The sequence below is a fragment of the Burkholderia pulmonis genome, from assembly GCF_984667975.1.
This window is the reverse complement of the sequence record NZ_OZ480188.1, coordinates 247,200-262,352: the sequence shown is the minus strand read 5'-3', so window position 1 is coordinate 262,352 and position 15,153 is coordinate 247,200. Positions and strand designations below refer to the sequence as shown.

Below are 15,153 nucleotides of genomic sequence, written 5' to 3'. Positions count from 1 at the left end.
TTGTTACCGTCTTTCGTCAGATGTAATCGCTGCTTTCGACACGGCAGCGTCATCGGCGCGGACGCGCACCGGCTTTTCATCCACGCCGCGGTATGCCAAGATGTGGCGCATGACGATCCGGAACATCACGACCTCGCAGCACCATCACCACGGCCGCCCTCCATTGCGCCGTGGTTCGTTTCGCATCTAGACACTGCATCGGGCACGTTCCCGATCAGGACGACAACCAAGGCGCCTCCGGCGCCTTTTTTGTTTTTTGCGCCGTCAAGACCTGCTGTGCCGATCAACCGATAACGTACGGAGTGTTTTCAATGCAACCACGCTGGAAAGAAGTGTCCCTGTCGGAGCTGCCGCTGCGGGAGGATCTCCGGTTGCAGCATGCGTACGGGGCGCCGCAGCTCGATGTGCCCGTATGCCTGAACGTCAACGAGAATCCTTACCCGCCGTCGCAGGCGCTCGTCGAACGCATCGCGATCGCGGTTGCCGACGCGGCGCGACAGGCGAACCGCTACCCCGATCGCGATTTTGCCGCGCTGCGCTCGCATCTGGCCGACTACCTGACGCACGACGGCGGCGTATCCGTCGACGCATCGAACGTGTGGGCGGCCAACGGCTCGAACGAAGTGATCCAGCAGATCCTGCAGGCATTCGGCGGCCCCGGGCGATCGGCGCTGGCCTTCACGCCCGCGTATCCGATGTATGACGAATACTGCCGGACGACCTTCACGCACCTGCATGCGCTGCCGCGAACCGAGGATTTCGCGCTGGACCTCGATCAGGCGATCGACAGCATCCGCACGCATCGGCCGAGCGTGATCCTGCTGACCTCGCCGAACAATCCGACCGGGACCGCGCTGCCGCTCGACACCCTTCGCGCGATACTCGACGTCGCACCGGGGGTGGTCGTCGTCGACGAAGCCTATGCGGAGTTCCGGCGTCACGGCGTGCGCAGCGCGGTCGCGCTGCTGCCCGACTACCCGAGGCTGATCGTTTCCCGCACCTTGAGCAAGGCATTCAAGTTCGCCGGTGGCCGCGTCGGGTATTGCGCGTGCGCGCCCGCGATCGTGGACGCGCTGAAGCTGGTACGGCTGCCCTATCACCTGTCGGTCTTCACGCAGGCGGCGGCCTGCGCGGCGCTGGCCGCGCGCGACGAGATGCTGTCGCAAGTCGACGCGATCAAGGCCGAGCGCGATGCGACGGTCGACTGGCTGCGCGCCCTGGGGTTCGCGGTGGCCGATTCCGATGCCAACTTCGTGATGTTCGGCAAGTTCGCGGACCGCCACCAAACCTGGCGCGGACTCCTCGGCCACGGCGTGCTGATTCGCGAGTCAGGCCCGCCCGAATACCTGCGCGTGTCCATCGGCACCGCCGCGGAAATGGCTGCGTTTCGCACGGCGCTGCTCGACGTGATCGCACGCGAATGAGCAACGGTTCTCGCGAACGCTCTCGACGACGCGATGGCGCGCGTGTCGACACGCGATCCGACGATGCACTTACTTCATCGTCGCGAAGCGCGACTCCATCTCGTCGAGCTTCGCGAGCACCGCTTCGCTGAGCTTCCTGACGTGACGCGGGATATCGGGCGCCGACAGCAGCTCCTCGATACGCCCGCGCCAGTAGCTCGGATGCCTGACGCGCCCCGCGCCCGACATCGATACGTCGTCAGCGGCCGTCTCGCTGTCCAGGAGAGCCACCATTCTCTGGATGTGAGAGAGCTCTCGTTCCACATAGTCTCGTGCCAGCATATTGATTGAAATTCCCCGAAATACGACATCAGGCCTTCCGTCATCAACGCGCCATCGTGCAGCGATGCGAGCAACGCACCGCACACGCTGCACGTCAGCGTACGTGACGGTTGTGTCAGTCAACTGCGCGGACGTTCGCAGCGATCGACACGCAACGACGGGCCTGCCTGTTTGTTCTGGTGACATCCGGTCCCCGGTGCACTGCTGTCCATCGTAGGCGTACCGTCAGGCGACGGCATCCCCAAAAATGGGGATGCCGGACGATATCGGGCGGGCGGGGGTTACCGGAAATGACACGGGGGGCTGCAGCGGCAACGCGACGCTGCGCTGGACTACCGACGATAAGACGGCGGCGCGAGGTCGAGCGGAACGGGATTCAGGCGCACCCACGCGACAGCGAGCCGGCACAGTTGCGCCGGCTCGCCGGATTGACGCTTGACGTCCTGCACGACGGCCTCCATGTCTGACAAATCGGCCGCCGGCAACGGCGTGCCGGTGCGCACGATGGCCGCGAACGCATCGGCCATCTTGCGGAAATCGGCGTCCCAGTTGCCGCCGCCGTTGGACTCGAGCTCGTGCGCGATGCGGCCCGAGATCCGGACGAGTTCACCCTGCACCGTTGCCGCATGCCCCGTCCCCGGCACCAGCTGCGCCCACAAGGCCCGGTGCTGTTCCTGCCACGTGCCGGCCGCGACGACGATCGGCGACCGGCCGTCGTGCAGCTGACGACGCGGCACCGGCGGCACGTCGAACATCACATAGAGCCGGTCCAGCGCGGCACTGGCGGCATCGACGGTTTCCGGATTGAAGCGCTCGCGCATGAACTCGAAGCGCTCGCCGATTTCGGTCACGCTCGCCTGCATCTGCGGCGTCTTCGCCGCACCGGCACCAAGCAGCACGTCGGCGAGCGCCACCATGTGCTCGAGATCCGCATTGCCGCACGTGCGCAGCGCACGCGCGAGCGGCGTATGCCCGTCGCGGTTCGGCGCGTCGACGCGCGCGCCGTGCTCCAGCAGCAGGCGGCGGACCGCGCATGGCGCGAATCGGCCGCCGCGTGCAGCGCGGTGCCGATCGATGCACCGTCGTCGTGAACGTCCGCACCCAGTTCGAACAGCACGTCGAAACGGCTGCGCCGGCTGCGGGCGCGAGCGTGCAGCGCCGTGTTGCCAGACGCGTCGGCCGCGCCGATGTCCGCGCCCTGCGCGACGAGCCAGCGCGCGAGATCGTCTGGACACCGATCGAACGACAGTGCGGTTCGCTTGCTCGACCCGCCGCGCGCATTCACGTCGCAGGTGTCGAAAACCGCCTGGAGCTTCGCAAGGTCGCCCTCGTCGAGCAGTTCGTCGAAGTCCTTCGGCAGCAGTTGCTTCTTTGCTTTCGTCATGGCGGGGCTCCTGCCTTCGACCGAACCCGAATCGTCGGCCATTCGTCAATGTGACAACGCGGCTTGGCATCCGTTGCCGGTGCAAGTACGACCCGGCGCACTCGGCAATCCGGCGCATCCGGACGGCCGGAAAGCCAGGCACGGGATCGCGGACGAGCGTAATCGGACGCGGGGCGACGCGTCAATATCGGCTGACAAACAGCGCGCCGGCCTTCCACGAACGGCCCGGTCGACCTTGAATCCCCCCATCGGCACGCCCGGCCACGCACACGACGCCTGTCGCCCCTTGCATGCCGATTGGCGCACTTTGCGAGTGAAGTGGCGCGCGAAAGGCGGCATGATGGCGAATCCCCTCTGCAACGGAATCACGCCCATGAATATCGATACCGACCTCCCCGTGATGGTGACCGGCGCAACCGGGTACGTTGCAGGCTGGCTCGTGCAGCGGCTGCTGGAAGCCGGCGTGACGGTCCACGCGGCCGTCCGCGATCCCGACAGCCCGGAGAAGCTCGAGCATCTCCAGCGCATCGCGGCCGACAAGCCCGGCACGATCCGCTATTTCCGGGCCGACCTGCTCGATCCGGGATCGTACGCGGACGCGATGGCGGGGTGCGGGACCGTGTTCCACACCGCGTCGCCGTTCACGGTCGCCGTCCGCGATCCGCAGAAGGAACTCGTCGATCCGGCGCTGCTCGGCACGCGCAACGTGCTCGAGACGGCAAACCGCACGCCGTCGGTGCGGCGGGTCGTGCTGACCAGCAGCTGCGCGGCGATCTACGGCGACAACGCCGATCTCGCCGCGACGCCGAACGGCGTGTTCACCGAAGCGATCTGGAACACCAGCTCGTCGCTGACCCACCAACCCTATTCGTACTCGAAGACCGTGGCCGAGCGCGAAGCGTGGAAAATCGCCGGCGCACAGCAGCGCTGGGATCTCGTGACCATCAATCCGTCGCTCGTGATCGGGCCCGGCATCAACCCGTACGCAACGTCGGAAAGCTTCGAGATCGTGCGGCAGATGGGCAACGGCACGATGAAGACCGGCGTGCCGGATCTCGGCATGGGCGCGGTCGACGTCCGCGACGTGGCCGACGCGCACGTTCGCGCCGCGTTCCTGCCCGACGCCAACGGCCGCTACATCGTGTCGGGTCACGATACGAACCTGCCGGCGATGGCGGCCACGCTGCTCGAACGGTATGGCGCCGACTATCCGGTTCCGCGTCGCGTCCTGCCGAAATGGCTGGTGTGGCTGGTCGGCCCGCTCGCGAACAAGAGCGTGACGCGTCGCATGATCGCACGCAACGTCGGGCTGCCCTGGCGCGGCGACAACAGCCGCAGCCGCAACGAGCTCGGCATCCGCTATCGCCCGCTCGCCGAGTCGATGAACGACTTCTTTCAGCAGCTCGTCGAAACCGGGCAGTTGCGGCGATGAACCGCTTCGCGGTTTCGCCGGGCTGGCAGGTCATGATGGTCGACCTCGGCCTGCGTGTCGACGAACTGCTGCGGCGCGCGCAGTTGCCCGCCGATCTGTTCACGCGGCAGGAAGGCGGGCTGACGACCCGCGAGTACTTCCGCATGTGGCACGCGATGGAAGCGATGACGAACGCGCCGGCCGTCGCGCTGCGCCTCCTCGATCTGGTCTCGGTCGAGACCTTCGATCCGCCGCTGTTCGCCGCGTTGTGCAGCCCGAACCTGGAGATCGCCATCCGGCGCATCAGCCAGTTCAAGCCGCTGATCGGCCCGATCCGCCTGCGCGTCGCGCACGAGGCCGACGCGCTCGTGCTCGCCGTCGACTTCCTGGAGCGCGACGTGCCGCCACCCGGCATGCTGCTCGCGGCCGAACTCGGCTTCTTCGTGAAACTGGCGCGGCTGGCGACCCGGACCGAACTGCCTGCCCGCGCCGTCACGCTGCCGCGGGGCCTCGCGCCCGATCCCGGCTATGCGCGGTACTTCGGCGTGACACCGCGGTACGGCGACGCACCGTCCGTGAGCATCGCGCTGCAAGACGCGCGCCGTCCGTTCGTGACGGCCAACAACGCGATGTGGCAAATCTTCGAACCCGACCTGCGCCGCCGCCTCGACGCGCTGTCGGCCGAGGCCGGCATCGTCGAGCGCGTGCGCGCGGCGCTGCTCGAACTGATCCCGGGCGGGCTCGCCACCGCCGACGGCGTGGCGCACGCGCTGGCCATCAGCAAGCGCACGCTGCAACGGCGGCTCGGCGACGAAGGCGCAACCTTCAAGACCCTGCTCGCGGAAGTGCGCGAGAAGCTCGCCTGGCATTACCTCGATCGGTCCGATCTGCCCTGCGGCCAGATCGCGTTCCTGCTCGGCTACCAGGATCCGAACTCGTTCTTCCGCGCGTTCAACGAATGGACCGGGATGACGCCCGAAGCGGCCCGTTCGCGGATGGCGCGCGAATGATCGACGCAGCGTCGTTTTCCACCGGATGTCCGCTGCGCCTTCGCGACCGGGCGACCGCGCACGTCGTCGCCTATCCGCTACGTCGTTCGCTCATCGCGGCTTCGTAGCGCGCACGGTTTTCCGCATCCGGCGGATACAGGCCGGGCAGCGCCGCGCCGCGCTCGACTTCCGCCATGATCCAGTTTTCGAGCCGTTCCTGCTCGGTCGCGGCCGCGACGACGTCGCCGAGCAACGCGGCGGGAATCACGACGGCGCCGTCCGCATCGACGACGATCACGTCGTCCGGAAACACCGCGACACCGCCGCATGCGACCGGCTCCTGCCAGCCGACGAAGGTCAGGCCGGCCACGGACGGCGGCGCGGCCGTGCCCCGGCACCACACCGGCAGGCCCGTGCCGAGCACGCCCGTCACGTCGCGCACCACTCCGTCCGTGACCAGTGCGGCAACGCCGCGCTTGCGCATGCGGGCGCACAGGATGTCGCCGAAGATGCCGGCATCCGTGACGCCCGTCGCGTCCACGACGGCAATGCACCCGGCCGGCATCGCTTCGATTGCCGCGCGGGTCGAGCGTGGCGACGACCAGGATTCCGGTGTCGCGAGATCCTCGCGCGCCGGCACGAAGCGCAGCGTGAAGGCGCGACCGACCGCGCGCGGCTGGTCCGGGCGCAACGGACGCGTGCCGCGCAGCCACACGTTGCGCAGGCCTTTTTTCAGCAGGATGGTCGTCAGGGTTGCGGTCGACACGCGCGCAAGGGCGTCGACGATCGTCGAATCGAGGGACATGAATCGATCTCCGTATGACACCGCTGCACGACCCGTGTGCAGCGGCGAGGGTTAGATGCTGGCGATCAGGCCGCCATCGACACGCACGATGCCGCCCGTCATGTACGACGCACGCGTGCTGGCAAGAAACGCGGCAACGTCGGCGTATTCTTCCGGCCGCCCGTAACGGCCGGCGGGAATCGACGCGGTGCTTTGCGCCGAGACCTCGTCGACCGGCCGCCCTTCCCGCTGCGCTTTCGCCGCGTCGAGAAAGCGGATGCGATCGGTCGCGATGCGGCCCGGCACGATCACGTTGACCGTGATGCCGTCCGCCGCGACTTCCCGCGCGAGCGTCTTCGACCACCCGACCAGCGACAGGCGCAGCGCGTTGGAAATGCCCAGCTCCGGAATCGGCGACACCACGCCCGACGACGCGCTCGTCATCACGCGGCCCCATCGCTTCTCGCGCATGCCGGGCAGCACGCGATCGGTGACCGCGAGCACCGGCAGCACCATCAGGCGGAAGTACTTCTCCCACGCATCGCTTGACTGGCCGGCCGCCGGCGTCGGCGGCGGCCCGCCGGTGTTGTTCACGAGAACGTCCACCGGACCGAAGTGCGCCTCGATCGTGCCGATGCGTGCGTCGACCACCGACAGGTCGCTCATGTCCCATTGCAGCGCGACGGCCTGCCCGCCGGCCGCGCGCACGGCCTCGACCGACCGTTCGAGCGCGGCGGCGTCGAGATCGGCGAGCGCGACGTTGGCGCCTTCGCGCGCGAGCGCAACCGCGATCGCCCGCCCGATCCCGCCACCGCCGCCCATCACGAGGGCCGTCCTGTGTTGCAAACCAAGATCCATGACGATTTCCTTTGTATTGCCTGCGCGCGAGATATCACGCGCGCCGACATTTATTAAGTTATCCGAATTGTTTTGGATCGCATCGCGGCTTATGCCACCACGCTCCATTTCCCGTATTTCGCCACCTCGGCTTCATCGAAGCTGAACCCGAGGCCCGGCGTCCGATGCAGGATCACGCGGCCGTTGCGGTGTTCCAGTTGACGATCGATCAGGCGCCGGAAGTTGAGGACCTGGTCGTCATGGAAGAATTCGACGTAGCGCGCGTTCGGCGTGGCCGCCACCAGCGGCGCATGGACATCGTGGAACCAGTGCGGGCACATCACGACACCGTGGCTCGCCGCCGTCGCGGCAATCCGGCGCCACTCGGAAATGCCGCCGCACACCACCGCGTCGGTCTGCAGAATGGCCGCGCCGCCCTTCTCCAGCAACGCCTTGTGGTACCAGCGACCGTAGCCGATCTCGCCCGTGGCGATCGGCACCCGCGTCAGCTTCGCAAGGCGTGCGTGATTGTCGATGTCGTCCGGCGAGAACGGCTCTTCGACGAAATACGGCGCGTATTGCTCGATGCGCTGCAGATGCTGCAGCGCCTGGGTCGTGTCGGTCCAGCCGTTGTTGATGTCGATCATCAGCTCGACATCCGGCCCGATCGCTTCGCGCGCCGCGCGAACCCGAGCCTCCTCTTCGCGGGGGCTGAGGCGCCCGCCCTTCATCTTGACGGCCTTGAACCCCAGCTCGACATAGCTCGCCATCTCCTCGCCCAGCATGCCCGGCGTCTTGCCGTCGAGGTAGTAGCCGCCGCTGGCGTAGGCCGGCACGCTGTCCAGCTCCACCGCGCCGAGATACTTGTGCAGCGGCAGCTGATGCGTGCGCGCGTTGAGATCCCAGAGCGCCGTATCCAGGATGCTGATCGCGCGCATGACGGTGCCGGCGCGGCCATGCAGCAGCGCTTCCTGGTACATCGCCTGCCACAGGCCTTCGACCGCATAGGAATCCTGGCCGATCAGCACCGGCGCGAGCAGCTGTTCGACCGCCACGCGCAACAGTTCGCCGCCCGCACTGCCGACATAGCAAAACCCGATGCCTTCGACACCGTCGGTCGACCGCACCTTGACCAGCCCGTAGTGACGGGTCGATACGGTGCGCGTGGCAAACGACGTGACGCGGTCGAGCGGGACGCCCGCCGCACAAACGGAAATGGATTCGATCTTCGACATGACAACACTCCTGATGGAAACGCGGCCGGTCTCGTACGCGGCCTGCGGGAGCAGTGTGCTGGCGTCGAATCATCAGAAACAGTATCCTCCTGCTTTCTCACAAGATAAAATTTTTATCGATGGACTCCCGGTACCTGCAAAGCTTCGTGTACGTGGTCGAGCTGGGATCGATCGCGGAAGCCGCTCGCCGCCTCGACCTGACGCCGGCCGCGGTCGCGCAGCGCGTGAAGATGCTCGAGGCGGAACTGGGAGCGAAGCTGGTGCGGCGCTCCGGGCGCACGGTCGGCACGACCGAGGCCGGCGAACGGATCCTGGAGCGGGCCCGCGCGGTGCTGCTCGACATCCGCGACCTGAAATCGGACCTGGTCGGCCCGTCGTCGCTCGGCGGGGAGCTGCGCCTCGGCAGCACGCCGACGATGATGATGAACCTGGTCCCCGACCTGCTCGCGCAACTCCTCGCCCGCCATCCGCAGATCGATTTCTATCTGGAGCCCGGCAAGTCGACCGACCTGTACCGCAAGGTCGTCAGCGGCGAGCTCGACGCGGCGATGATCGTCCATCCGCAACACGACCTGCCGAAGAACTGCGACTGGCATACGTTCCGGGAGGAGCCGCTGGTGCTGCTCACCCCGGCTTCGATGCCCGTGACCGACCCGCATGCCGTGCTGCAGACCGAACCGTTCCTGCGCTACGACCGCAACGTCGTCGGCGGACAACTGGCCGACGCCTACCTGCGCCAGCACGGGATCCGGCCGCACCAGCGCTGCGAGCTCGACGGCCTCGACGCGATTTCCGTGCTGGTCGATCGCGGCCTCGGCGTATCGCTCGTGCCCGACTGGCTGACGACGCGTGCCGTCGGCCTGTCGCTCGCCAGATGGCCCATGCCTCATCCGTTTCCGAAACGCGTGATGGGGTTGATCTGGGGGCGCTCGTCCGCCCGCATGCGCCTGGTGCACGCACTGCTCAGGGTTGTCACCGAGTTCGGCGCAACCCTCGATTCGCCCGGCCACGCGGGTTGACACACGGGCGCGCCATCCGGCCCGGACACAAAAATTATTGACGTCTAAAGCAAACGACTCGCGCTTGTTCGTCACCTGCCGCACCGGAATACTCAGTCCACGCCGGCAAGCCCGATCTCGACATCGCGGCGCCGCTCCGGGCCCGGTGCCCGCACGAACATCGAAGGAGACACATGCATGAGTCCGTCCGGTCTGCGCAACAGGCGGTCGCCCGCCCTCGCCATCCCGATTCGATTCGACCGCCGCAGGGCATGCGTGCCCGTCGTCATTTAGAACTGCATACCGCGACCGCGTAATATGCCAACCCGTCGCCCGCCACGACATTCAAAACGACAACGCGCGGCGAGCCAGGAGACAATCTTGCAATCCCAGACGTCCAGTTCCCCGATGGTCGCGACGGACCCGTCCGACCTGCTGTTCCGTCGCATCGCGTGGCGCTTCATGCCGCTGCTGTTTCTCGCGTATGTGGCCGCCTACCTCGATCGCGTCAATATCGGCTTCGCCAAGCTTCAGATGCTCGGCAGCCTGCATTTCAGCGAAGCGGCTTACGGCCTCGGCGCCGGATGCTTCTTCATCGGCTATTTCCTGTTCGAAGTACCCAGCAACCTGCTGCTGCACCGGGTCGGTGCACGGCGCTGGATCGCCCGCATCATGGTGAGCTGGGCGCTGCTGTCGATGGTCACCGCGTGGGTCACGACGCCGCTGATGTTCTACGTCGTGCGCTTCCTGCTCGGCGTGGCGGAAGCGGGTTTCTTCCCCGGCATGATCCTCTACCTGACCTACTGGTTTCCCGCGCATCGCCGCGGCAGGATGGTGGCGCTGCTGATGGCAGGCATTCCGGTATCCGGATTGCTCGGCGGCCCGCTTTCCGGCTACCTGATGCACGTGCTCGACGGCGCGTGGGGGCTTGAAGGCTGGCAGTGGCTGTTCATCGTCGAGGCGCTGCCGTCGATCGTCCTCGGAACCGTCGTCTACTTCGGTCTCGACGATCGCGTGGCCGACGCCCGGTGGCTGAGCGACGACGAGAAACGCGTGATCCAGCGCGAAATCGACGCCGATGCGGCGGTTCGGACCCACGGCTCCGTGCGCGCCGTATTCGGGTCGGCGCGCGTCTGGCTGCTGTGCCTGATCCTGTTCGGCGTGGTGATGGGTTCGTATGCGATCGGGTTCTGGCAGCCGACGATCATCCGCAGCACCGGCATCGACGATCCGCTCAGGATCGGCCTGCTGACGATGATCCCGTATTCGTTCGCGCTGGTCTCGATGATCGTCGTCGGCCGCCATGCGGACCGGACCCGGGAGCGGCGCTGGCATACCGTCGTTCCCGCGCTGGTCGCCGCATCGGGCTTCAGTCTGTGCTCGGCCGGCAGCGGCAGCCCGGTGCTGTCGATGATCGGCCTGACGCTCGCGGTGTCGGGCGTCGTCACCACGCTGCCGATGTTCTGGGCGCTGCCCACCGCATTTCTTGGCGGAACCGGTGCCGCGGCGGGCATCGCGTTGATCAACTGCACGGGCAACCTGGCCGGCTTCATCAGCCCTACCGTGATCGGCTGGCTCAAGTCCCAGACGCACACGCTGACGTCAGGCCTCGTGCTCACGGCCGGCACGTTGACGCTCTCGGCGCTGCTGATCCTGACGTTCATCCCCGCACGCCTGACCAATCGCTGAACGCATGCGGGCGGCGCGTACGACGGCATCAGCGGCCGGCATCGACTCGATTCAGCCCGAAGATGAAATCGGCTTCGACCGACGCACCTTTGGGCAATTGCAGCACGCCGACCGACGAACGCGTATGAACGCCGGCGTCGCCGAGCACCGCATACAGGATGTCGGACGCGCCGTCGGCCACTTCGCTTTGCATCGTGAAGCCGGGCGCGCTCCGCACGTACACGGTCATGCGCGGCACGGTCGCAATTGCATCGAGCGTGCCGCAATGCTGGCGGATCAGGGACAGCGCGCGCAGCGCCGATATGCCGGCAGCACGCCGGCCGTCGTCCAGCGAAACGGATTCGCCCACGACGCCGACGAAATGCACGACTTCGCCGATTCGCGGAATCTGGCCGGCAAGGTAGGCCGTGCTGCCGTCGACCAGAACGGGCGTGTACTTTCCGCCGATCCTGATCGTTTCGTCCGGATCGAATCCGAATTCGGCTGCAATCTGTTTCAGCGTGTCGTCTCTGTTCATCGGTGAATTCCCCAATCCTTCTGAAAAAAGATTAAGAATAATTGAGACACCGATGCTTGTCCCGGAAGAGAAGATCGGACGCAAACGATCAAATTGATACACCTTCAGGTGTTCGAAGCAGTCCGGGTCGCCATATCGACGATGAAGTTCGTAGTCGAAGAGATTTTCTTCATCATTTCCAGCTGAAACCGCTATCATGTATGGACACATACCTGAAGAGCGATATATGGCAACTTACAAGGAACTGAAAGCCCAGATGGATGCTTTGGCGGAGAAAGCCGAAGCAGCGCGCGTCGCGGAATTCCAGGCGATCATCAACGACATCCGCACCAAAGTCGCGGAATACGGCATTACCGAAAAAGACATTTTCGGTACGCGCCGCGGTCGGCCGGCCAAACAAGCGGCAGCCCCCGTGCAGGCGAAGTATCGCGATCCGAAGTCCGGCGCAACCTGGTCCGGCCGTGGTCGCGCGCCCGCATGGATCAAGGACGCAAAGAATCGCACTCGATTCCTGATCCAGGAATAAGATTCCCGGCGTGATCCGCCGCGCGATTCATTCAGCGCGCGGTCTGGCGACAGGGGCATCGATACCGGCGGTATTCGAAGACCGCTCCCGGTTGATGAGGGTTTGCCCGATTCAGCCCATGACATATATCGGCCTGTCGTCAGATCGTGCCGTTCGTCGATACTTTCTTCAACGTTCGTAATAGATCGCAAGCCAGACGGTTTGCTCCTCGTCGTGCGTCCATGCGACACGGTGGCGGCAATGCGGCTCGATCAGCACGTAATCTCCGGCGCGCATTTCGAGCCGGGTCGAACCCGCTTCGAATTCGAGTACGGCCGCTCCCGACAGCAGTACGACCCATTCGGCGCGCGAATCGTCATACCAGAACCCGTCGGGGCTCACGTGCCCCATCGATACGATCCGCTCGACGTTCAGGCGCGGCTCCGTGACGAGCATGTCGATTCGCTCGTCGCCGCCGCGACGCCCTTCGACGCCGAATAGATTACCGGTTTGAAGTTGCATGGCTTCGCCTCGTCGTTGGTCTTCAGGTAAAGAATGCAGAGTTAAAGGCGACGGAAAATGATTGATGCAATTCGACGGCCGCCTTTTTTGTTTGTATGTCGATGACGGCGTGTAAAAAAGATGAAGAATGGCCGAGACTGCACCCGCGTTCATTCATTGCCACGATAAAGTCCGCCGCGACATCCGTTTAGCGAAGCGTGTGTCATGACGACGCATGCCGGTAAAGCCCGGTCGACATCCTGCCGGCCTCCGCCGTGCCGAGCCGGTGCAATCTGCCACGAGCATCCGCCCGGATGTCTCCTCCGACCGGCCGGGCCTCCGTGTCAGCTGATGCTGGCGAGCGTATCGCGGAACAACCGCACTGCCAATTCCCGGCACGGTGACGATCGCCCTACCCCCGGAATCGCCTGAAACCGTTCCGCGAACTTGCCACCATTCTTTCAGAAAGCACGCCGGCGCTTTCATCGCGTGCACGAGGCAGCGATGCTTACGGGCGACCTACGTCGATGGCCGCCGATAGCGTTCATCCTGCGATACCGGTCACGATGCCTCACAGCCATTACAGCGAAAAGGCACGGCGGCCGATCCGGCATTTGCGACACTCGTCGCGCGGGCGCCTTTTTCCACGGGCTATCGCGCCGCTTACCCGTGGTACATCAGCGCGCCGCGACCGGCGCCTTGCCCCCGCGCAGGCTGGCGTGCGTGAGCATCAGCAGGTTGATGGCGACAACGGCGATGAGCGCGTCGATCATCAGGTTCACCCCGCCATGGGCGACCAGCACGCCCGCGATGTACGGAAACCCGAACAAGCCCGTGAAGTAGGCGATCGTGAAGACTTGAGAACTCGCCGCCGCGGACAATCCCCTTTCGCCGGCCAGATTGACCGCCATGCCGTTCAGCGTGGAGTAGCTGAGCCCGTAGCCGACTGCAAAGACGATCGCGCCGATCACGTACAGGATTCCGCTGCCCGGATTGGAGACGAAGAGCACCAGCGCCACGAGCGTCGCACCGAACAACGCGCAGGCGAGCTTTCGAACGGGCAACCGGCTGATCGTTTGTGCCAGCGTGAAGCGGCAGGCAACGGTCGTCAACGTGAAGGTCACGAAGAACAGATCCGGCGACAGGTGACGCGATTCCGCATAGGCCGCCTGGAAATTCGACAACGCGGAAAAGACGCAAGCGGCGAGCGCGATCATGATGATCGGCAGCCGCGTCACGTTGCGCAGGATCTCGGCGATCCCCGCCGGCGTCAGGCCGGTGGCCGCCATCGGCAGGTTTTGCGGGTGGGTTGCCCATTCCCGGACCGCGTAAAAGGCGACGGCCGCAATCAGGCAGATACACGCCAGTCCGTCATACACAAAGGAATACGAACCGAAACGGCTGGCAACGAAATGACCGATCGGCGACGCGAGCCCCAGCCCGACCATCTGGCCGCCCGACAGCAACGTCAGGTATTTGATCCGCGCGTCAGGCCGCAGGTGATGAATGATTTGAAGCGGCGCGAGAATGTAGAACGCCGACCACCCCATCCCCAGCAACAGGCCACCGGCGAACGCGAACCTCGAATCGAGCGCCGCCAGGCTGAATGCGAGCATGGAAACGGCCATCACGACAGCCGCGGCAACGATGGTCGACATCAATCCGATGCGCTGGGCGATCCATCCCGCGAGCAGCGCGCTGACGATCATGGTCAGGATGCCGGTCGAGATCACCGCACCGGTCATCGACGCATCGAATCCGCAATGACGCAAATGCTCGGAAAGGAGAAAGCTGGCACCGTACGCGGCCGCAAGCGCGATGCTCGCGACGAGAAACGGAATGAACGTGGCAACACCGAGCGATGACGGCAGTTGGCCGGCGGGTGTGTTCATGAAATGGGTGTCCGGTTTTTATCGCCGCCGCGATCCAATGAGCGGAGCAGTCTTCGGTTATCGGCTTTTTAGTCCCTATGGCAGGACGGCGGCCTTTTCACAGGCCCTGGCCCCATCCTCGCGGAAATTGTGTTTCAGGCAAATGGAGAATGAAATGTACAGTGAAGCCGATTTGTTTCTGCACAGTTACTCAGAGGGCCATCGCCGGCCGACGATCACGGCGTTGCCCGATTCGGGCATGAACTCGCGCCCCGGTCCCGGATTCAAATCGTCGACGCGACATGGCCGCAACGCTTGCTGCCCCTGCATCTCCGACAAACCGCCCGACTATTCCCGCTGTTCGCGCCGCCGATCTTTTCGTCGACTCCAGGCAGCCATTGCCCTGCCGCTCAGGTTTCCGCTCCGCCGAAACAACACATCGCTGCAAAAATTCGTTCATCTCGATCAGGCACAATGCTTAAAATTTTGCCGGACGCATCCACGGGGAATACGTTCGATTCCGGCGGTCGTTCCATCGGCGAAGTTAACCTTAATTGACAGTCGCGCATCAAGCGAACCTGTAGGTTTACACTCGCCTGTCATTTCGGGGAAACGTCCCAAACGCGGGGCGGATACAACTAAATCAAAATAACTCGGTCATTCCGGTCCAGAACGAATTTCATTAAC

General features: G+C 65.1%; 16 protein-coding genes. 8 read left to right on the top strand and 8 right to left on the bottom strand.

The window, feature by feature from the left end:
• Positions 1-170 precede the first annotated feature (170 nt).
• Positions 171-1,424 carry a histidinol-phosphate transaminase gene (locus AC5LXK_RS33100; protein ID WP_493394833.1) on the top strand — a complete coding sequence of 418 codons (1,254 nt, stop codon included), beginning with the start codon at positions 171-173 and terminating at the stop codon, positions 1,422-1,424.
• 69 nt (positions 1,425-1,493) lie between these two features.
• On the opposite strand, the gene AC5LXK_RS33095 is transcribed toward AC5LXK_RS33100, so the two are convergent.
• A complete protein-coding gene (locus tag AC5LXK_RS33095; protein WP_493394832.1) occupies positions 1,494-1,745 on the bottom strand; it encodes a hypothetical protein in 252 nt (83 codons plus the stop codon).
• Between the two features lie 332 nt (positions 1,746-2,077).
• Positions 2,078-2,662, bottom strand: coding sequence for a hypothetical protein (locus tag AC5LXK_RS33090; protein ID WP_493394831.1), 585 nt, complete (start codon positions 2,660-2,662; stop codon positions 2,078-2,080).
• Positions 2,663-2,778: 116 nt separating this feature from the next.
• Between AC5LXK_RS33090 and AC5LXK_RS33085 the strand changes: the two genes are divergently transcribed.
• The 3 genes from AC5LXK_RS33085 to AC5LXK_RS33075 all read left to right on the top strand — a co-directional run bounded on the left by AC5LXK_RS33085 (position 2,779) and on the right by AC5LXK_RS33075 (position 5,550).
• Positions 2,779-3,183 carry a hypothetical protein gene (locus tag AC5LXK_RS33085; RefSeq protein ID WP_493394830.1) on the top strand — a complete coding sequence of 135 codons (405 nt, stop codon included), beginning with the start codon at positions 2,779-2,781 and terminating at the stop codon, positions 3,181-3,183.
• A gap of 319 nt (positions 3,184-3,502) precedes the next feature.
• Positions 3,503-4,561 carry an NAD-dependent epimerase/dehydratase family protein gene (locus AC5LXK_RS33080; protein WP_493394829.1) on the top strand — a complete coding sequence of 353 codons (1,059 nt, stop codon included), beginning with the start codon at positions 3,503-3,505 and terminating at the stop codon, positions 4,559-4,561.
• Positions 4,558-5,550, top strand: coding sequence for an AraC family transcriptional regulator (locus AC5LXK_RS33075; RefSeq protein ID WP_493394828.1), 993 nt, complete (start codon positions 4,558-4,560; stop codon positions 5,548-5,550). Before AC5LXK_RS33080 ends, AC5LXK_RS33075 begins: the two co-directional genes overlap by 4 nt.
• Positions 5,551-5,620: 70 nt before the next feature.
• Here the strand turns inward: AC5LXK_RS33075 and AC5LXK_RS33070 are convergent, their stop codons facing one another.
• From AC5LXK_RS33070 to AC5LXK_RS33060, 3 genes are all read right to left on the bottom strand, one after another.
• Positions 5,621-6,334, bottom strand: a complete 714-nt coding sequence (locus AC5LXK_RS33070; RefSeq protein WP_493394827.1) for a ribonuclease activity regulator RraA — start codon at positions 6,332-6,334, stop codon at positions 5,621-5,623.
• Between the two features lie 51 nt (positions 6,335-6,385).
• Positions 6,386-7,171 (bottom strand): SDR family oxidoreductase, encoded by a 786-nt coding sequence (locus AC5LXK_RS33065; protein ID WP_493394826.1) that lies wholly within the window; start codon positions 7,169-7,171, stop codon positions 6,386-6,388.
• Positions 7,172-7,260: 89 nt separating this feature from the next.
• Positions 7,261-8,385, bottom strand: a complete 1,125-nt coding sequence (locus AC5LXK_RS33060) for a mandelate racemase/muconate lactonizing enzyme family protein (protein ID WP_493394825.1) — start codon at positions 8,383-8,385, stop codon at positions 7,261-7,263.
• Between the two features lie 119 nt (positions 8,386-8,504).
• On the opposite strand from AC5LXK_RS33060, the gene AC5LXK_RS33055 reads away from it, so the two are divergent.
• Together AC5LXK_RS33055 and AC5LXK_RS33050 are read left to right on the top strand one after the other, a co-directional pair.
• The gene (locus AC5LXK_RS33055) at positions 8,505-9,404 is read left to right on the top strand and encodes a LysR family transcriptional regulator (RefSeq protein ID WP_493394824.1); all 900 of its coding nucleotides are present in this window, start codon (positions 8,505-8,507) and stop codon (positions 9,402-9,404) included.
• A 387-nt stretch (positions 9,405-9,791) separates the two neighbouring features.
• Positions 9,792-11,072: an MFS transporter gene (locus AC5LXK_RS33050; protein ID WP_493395085.1), complete on the top strand. Its 1,281-nt coding sequence runs from the start codon at positions 9,792-9,794 to the stop codon at positions 11,070-11,072.
• A 28-nt stretch (positions 11,073-11,100) separates the two neighbouring features.
• Here the strand turns inward: AC5LXK_RS33050 and AC5LXK_RS33045 are convergent, their stop codons facing one another.
• Positions 11,101-11,589, bottom strand: a complete 489-nt coding sequence (locus AC5LXK_RS33045; protein ID WP_493395084.1) for a RidA family protein — start codon at positions 11,587-11,589, stop codon at positions 11,101-11,103.
• Positions 11,590-11,815: 226 nt separating this feature from the next.
• Between AC5LXK_RS33045 and AC5LXK_RS33040 the strand changes: the two genes are divergently transcribed.
• Positions 11,816-12,115, top strand: coding sequence for an H-NS histone family protein (locus tag AC5LXK_RS33040; RefSeq protein ID WP_493394823.1), 300 nt, complete (start codon positions 11,816-11,818; stop codon positions 12,113-12,115).
• 168 nt (positions 12,116-12,283) lie between these two features.
• On the opposite strand, the gene AC5LXK_RS33035 is transcribed toward AC5LXK_RS33040, so the two are convergent.
• Complete coding sequence (locus AC5LXK_RS33035; RefSeq protein WP_493394822.1) at positions 12,284-12,616, bottom strand: cupin domain-containing protein; 333 nt, start codon at positions 12,614-12,616, stop codon at positions 12,284-12,286.
• Between the two features lie 656 nt (positions 12,617-13,272).
• On the bottom strand, positions 13,273-14,487 hold the full coding sequence (locus AC5LXK_RS33030) for an MFS transporter (protein ID WP_493394821.1): 1,215 nt from the start codon (positions 14,485-14,487) through the stop codon (positions 13,273-13,275).
• Between AC5LXK_RS33030 and AC5LXK_RS33025 the strand changes: the two genes are divergently transcribed.
• On the top strand, positions 14,435-15,118 hold the full coding sequence (locus tag AC5LXK_RS33025) for a hypothetical protein (protein ID WP_493395118.1): 684 nt from the start codon (positions 14,435-14,437) through the stop codon (positions 15,116-15,118). The genes AC5LXK_RS33030 and AC5LXK_RS33025 overlap by 53 nt on opposite strands.
• The last annotated feature ends 35 nt before the right edge of the window (positions 15,119-15,153 follow it).

Bases quoted from the DNA above. Each gene is read 5' to 3' on its own strand.
- AC5LXK_RS33075 (WP_493394828.1), top strand. From the start codon at position 4,558: ATGAACCGCTTCGCGGTTTCGCCGGGCTGGCAGGTCATGATGGTCGAC.
- AC5LXK_RS33080 (WP_493394829.1), top strand. From the start codon at position 3,503: ATGAATATCGATACCGACCTCCCCGTGATGGTGACCGGCGCAACCGGG.
- AC5LXK_RS33030 (WP_493394821.1), bottom strand. From the start codon at position 14,487: ATGAACACACCCGCCGGCCAACTGCCGTCATCGCTCGGTGTTGCCACG.
- AC5LXK_RS33040 (WP_493394823.1), top strand. From the start codon at position 11,816: ATGGCAACTTACAAGGAACTGAAAGCCCAGATGGATGCTTTGGCGGAG.
- AC5LXK_RS33025 (WP_493395118.1), top strand. From the start codon at position 14,435: ATGAACGTGGCAACACCGAGCGATGACGGCAGTTGGCCGGCGGGTGTG.
- AC5LXK_RS33065 (WP_493394826.1), bottom strand. From the start codon at position 7,171: ATGGATCTTGGTTTGCAACACAGGACGGCCCTCGTGATGGGCGGCGGT.
- AC5LXK_RS33070 (WP_493394827.1), bottom strand. From the start codon at position 6,334: ATGTCCCTCGATTCGACGATCGTCGACGCCCTTGCGCGCGTGTCGACC.
- AC5LXK_RS33090 (WP_493394831.1), bottom strand. From the start codon at position 2,662: ATGGTGGCGCTCGCCGACGTGCTGCTTGGTGCCGGTGCGGCGAAGACG.
- AC5LXK_RS33050 (WP_493395085.1), top strand. From the start codon at position 9,792: ATGGTCGCGACGGACCCGTCCGACCTGCTGTTCCGTCGCATCGCGTGG.
- AC5LXK_RS33045 (WP_493395084.1), bottom strand. From the start codon at position 11,589: ATGAACAGAGACGACACGCTGAAACAGATTGCAGCCGAATTCGGATTC.
- AC5LXK_RS33035 (WP_493394822.1), bottom strand. From the start codon at position 12,616: ATGCAACTTCAAACCGGTAATCTATTCGGCGTCGAAGGGCGTCGCGGC.
- AC5LXK_RS33095 (WP_493394832.1), bottom strand. From the start codon at position 1,745: ATGCTGGCACGAGACTATGTGGAACGAGAGCTCTCTCACATCCAGAGA.
- AC5LXK_RS33060 (WP_493394825.1), bottom strand. From the start codon at position 8,385: ATGTCGAAGATCGAATCCATTTCCGTTTGTGCGGCGGGCGTCCCGCTC.
- AC5LXK_RS33085 (WP_493394830.1), top strand. From the start codon at position 2,779: ATGGCGCGAATCGGCCGCCGCGTGCAGCGCGGTGCCGATCGATGCACC.
- AC5LXK_RS33055 (WP_493394824.1), top strand. From the start codon at position 8,505: ATGGACTCCCGGTACCTGCAAAGCTTCGTGTACGTGGTCGAGCTGGGA.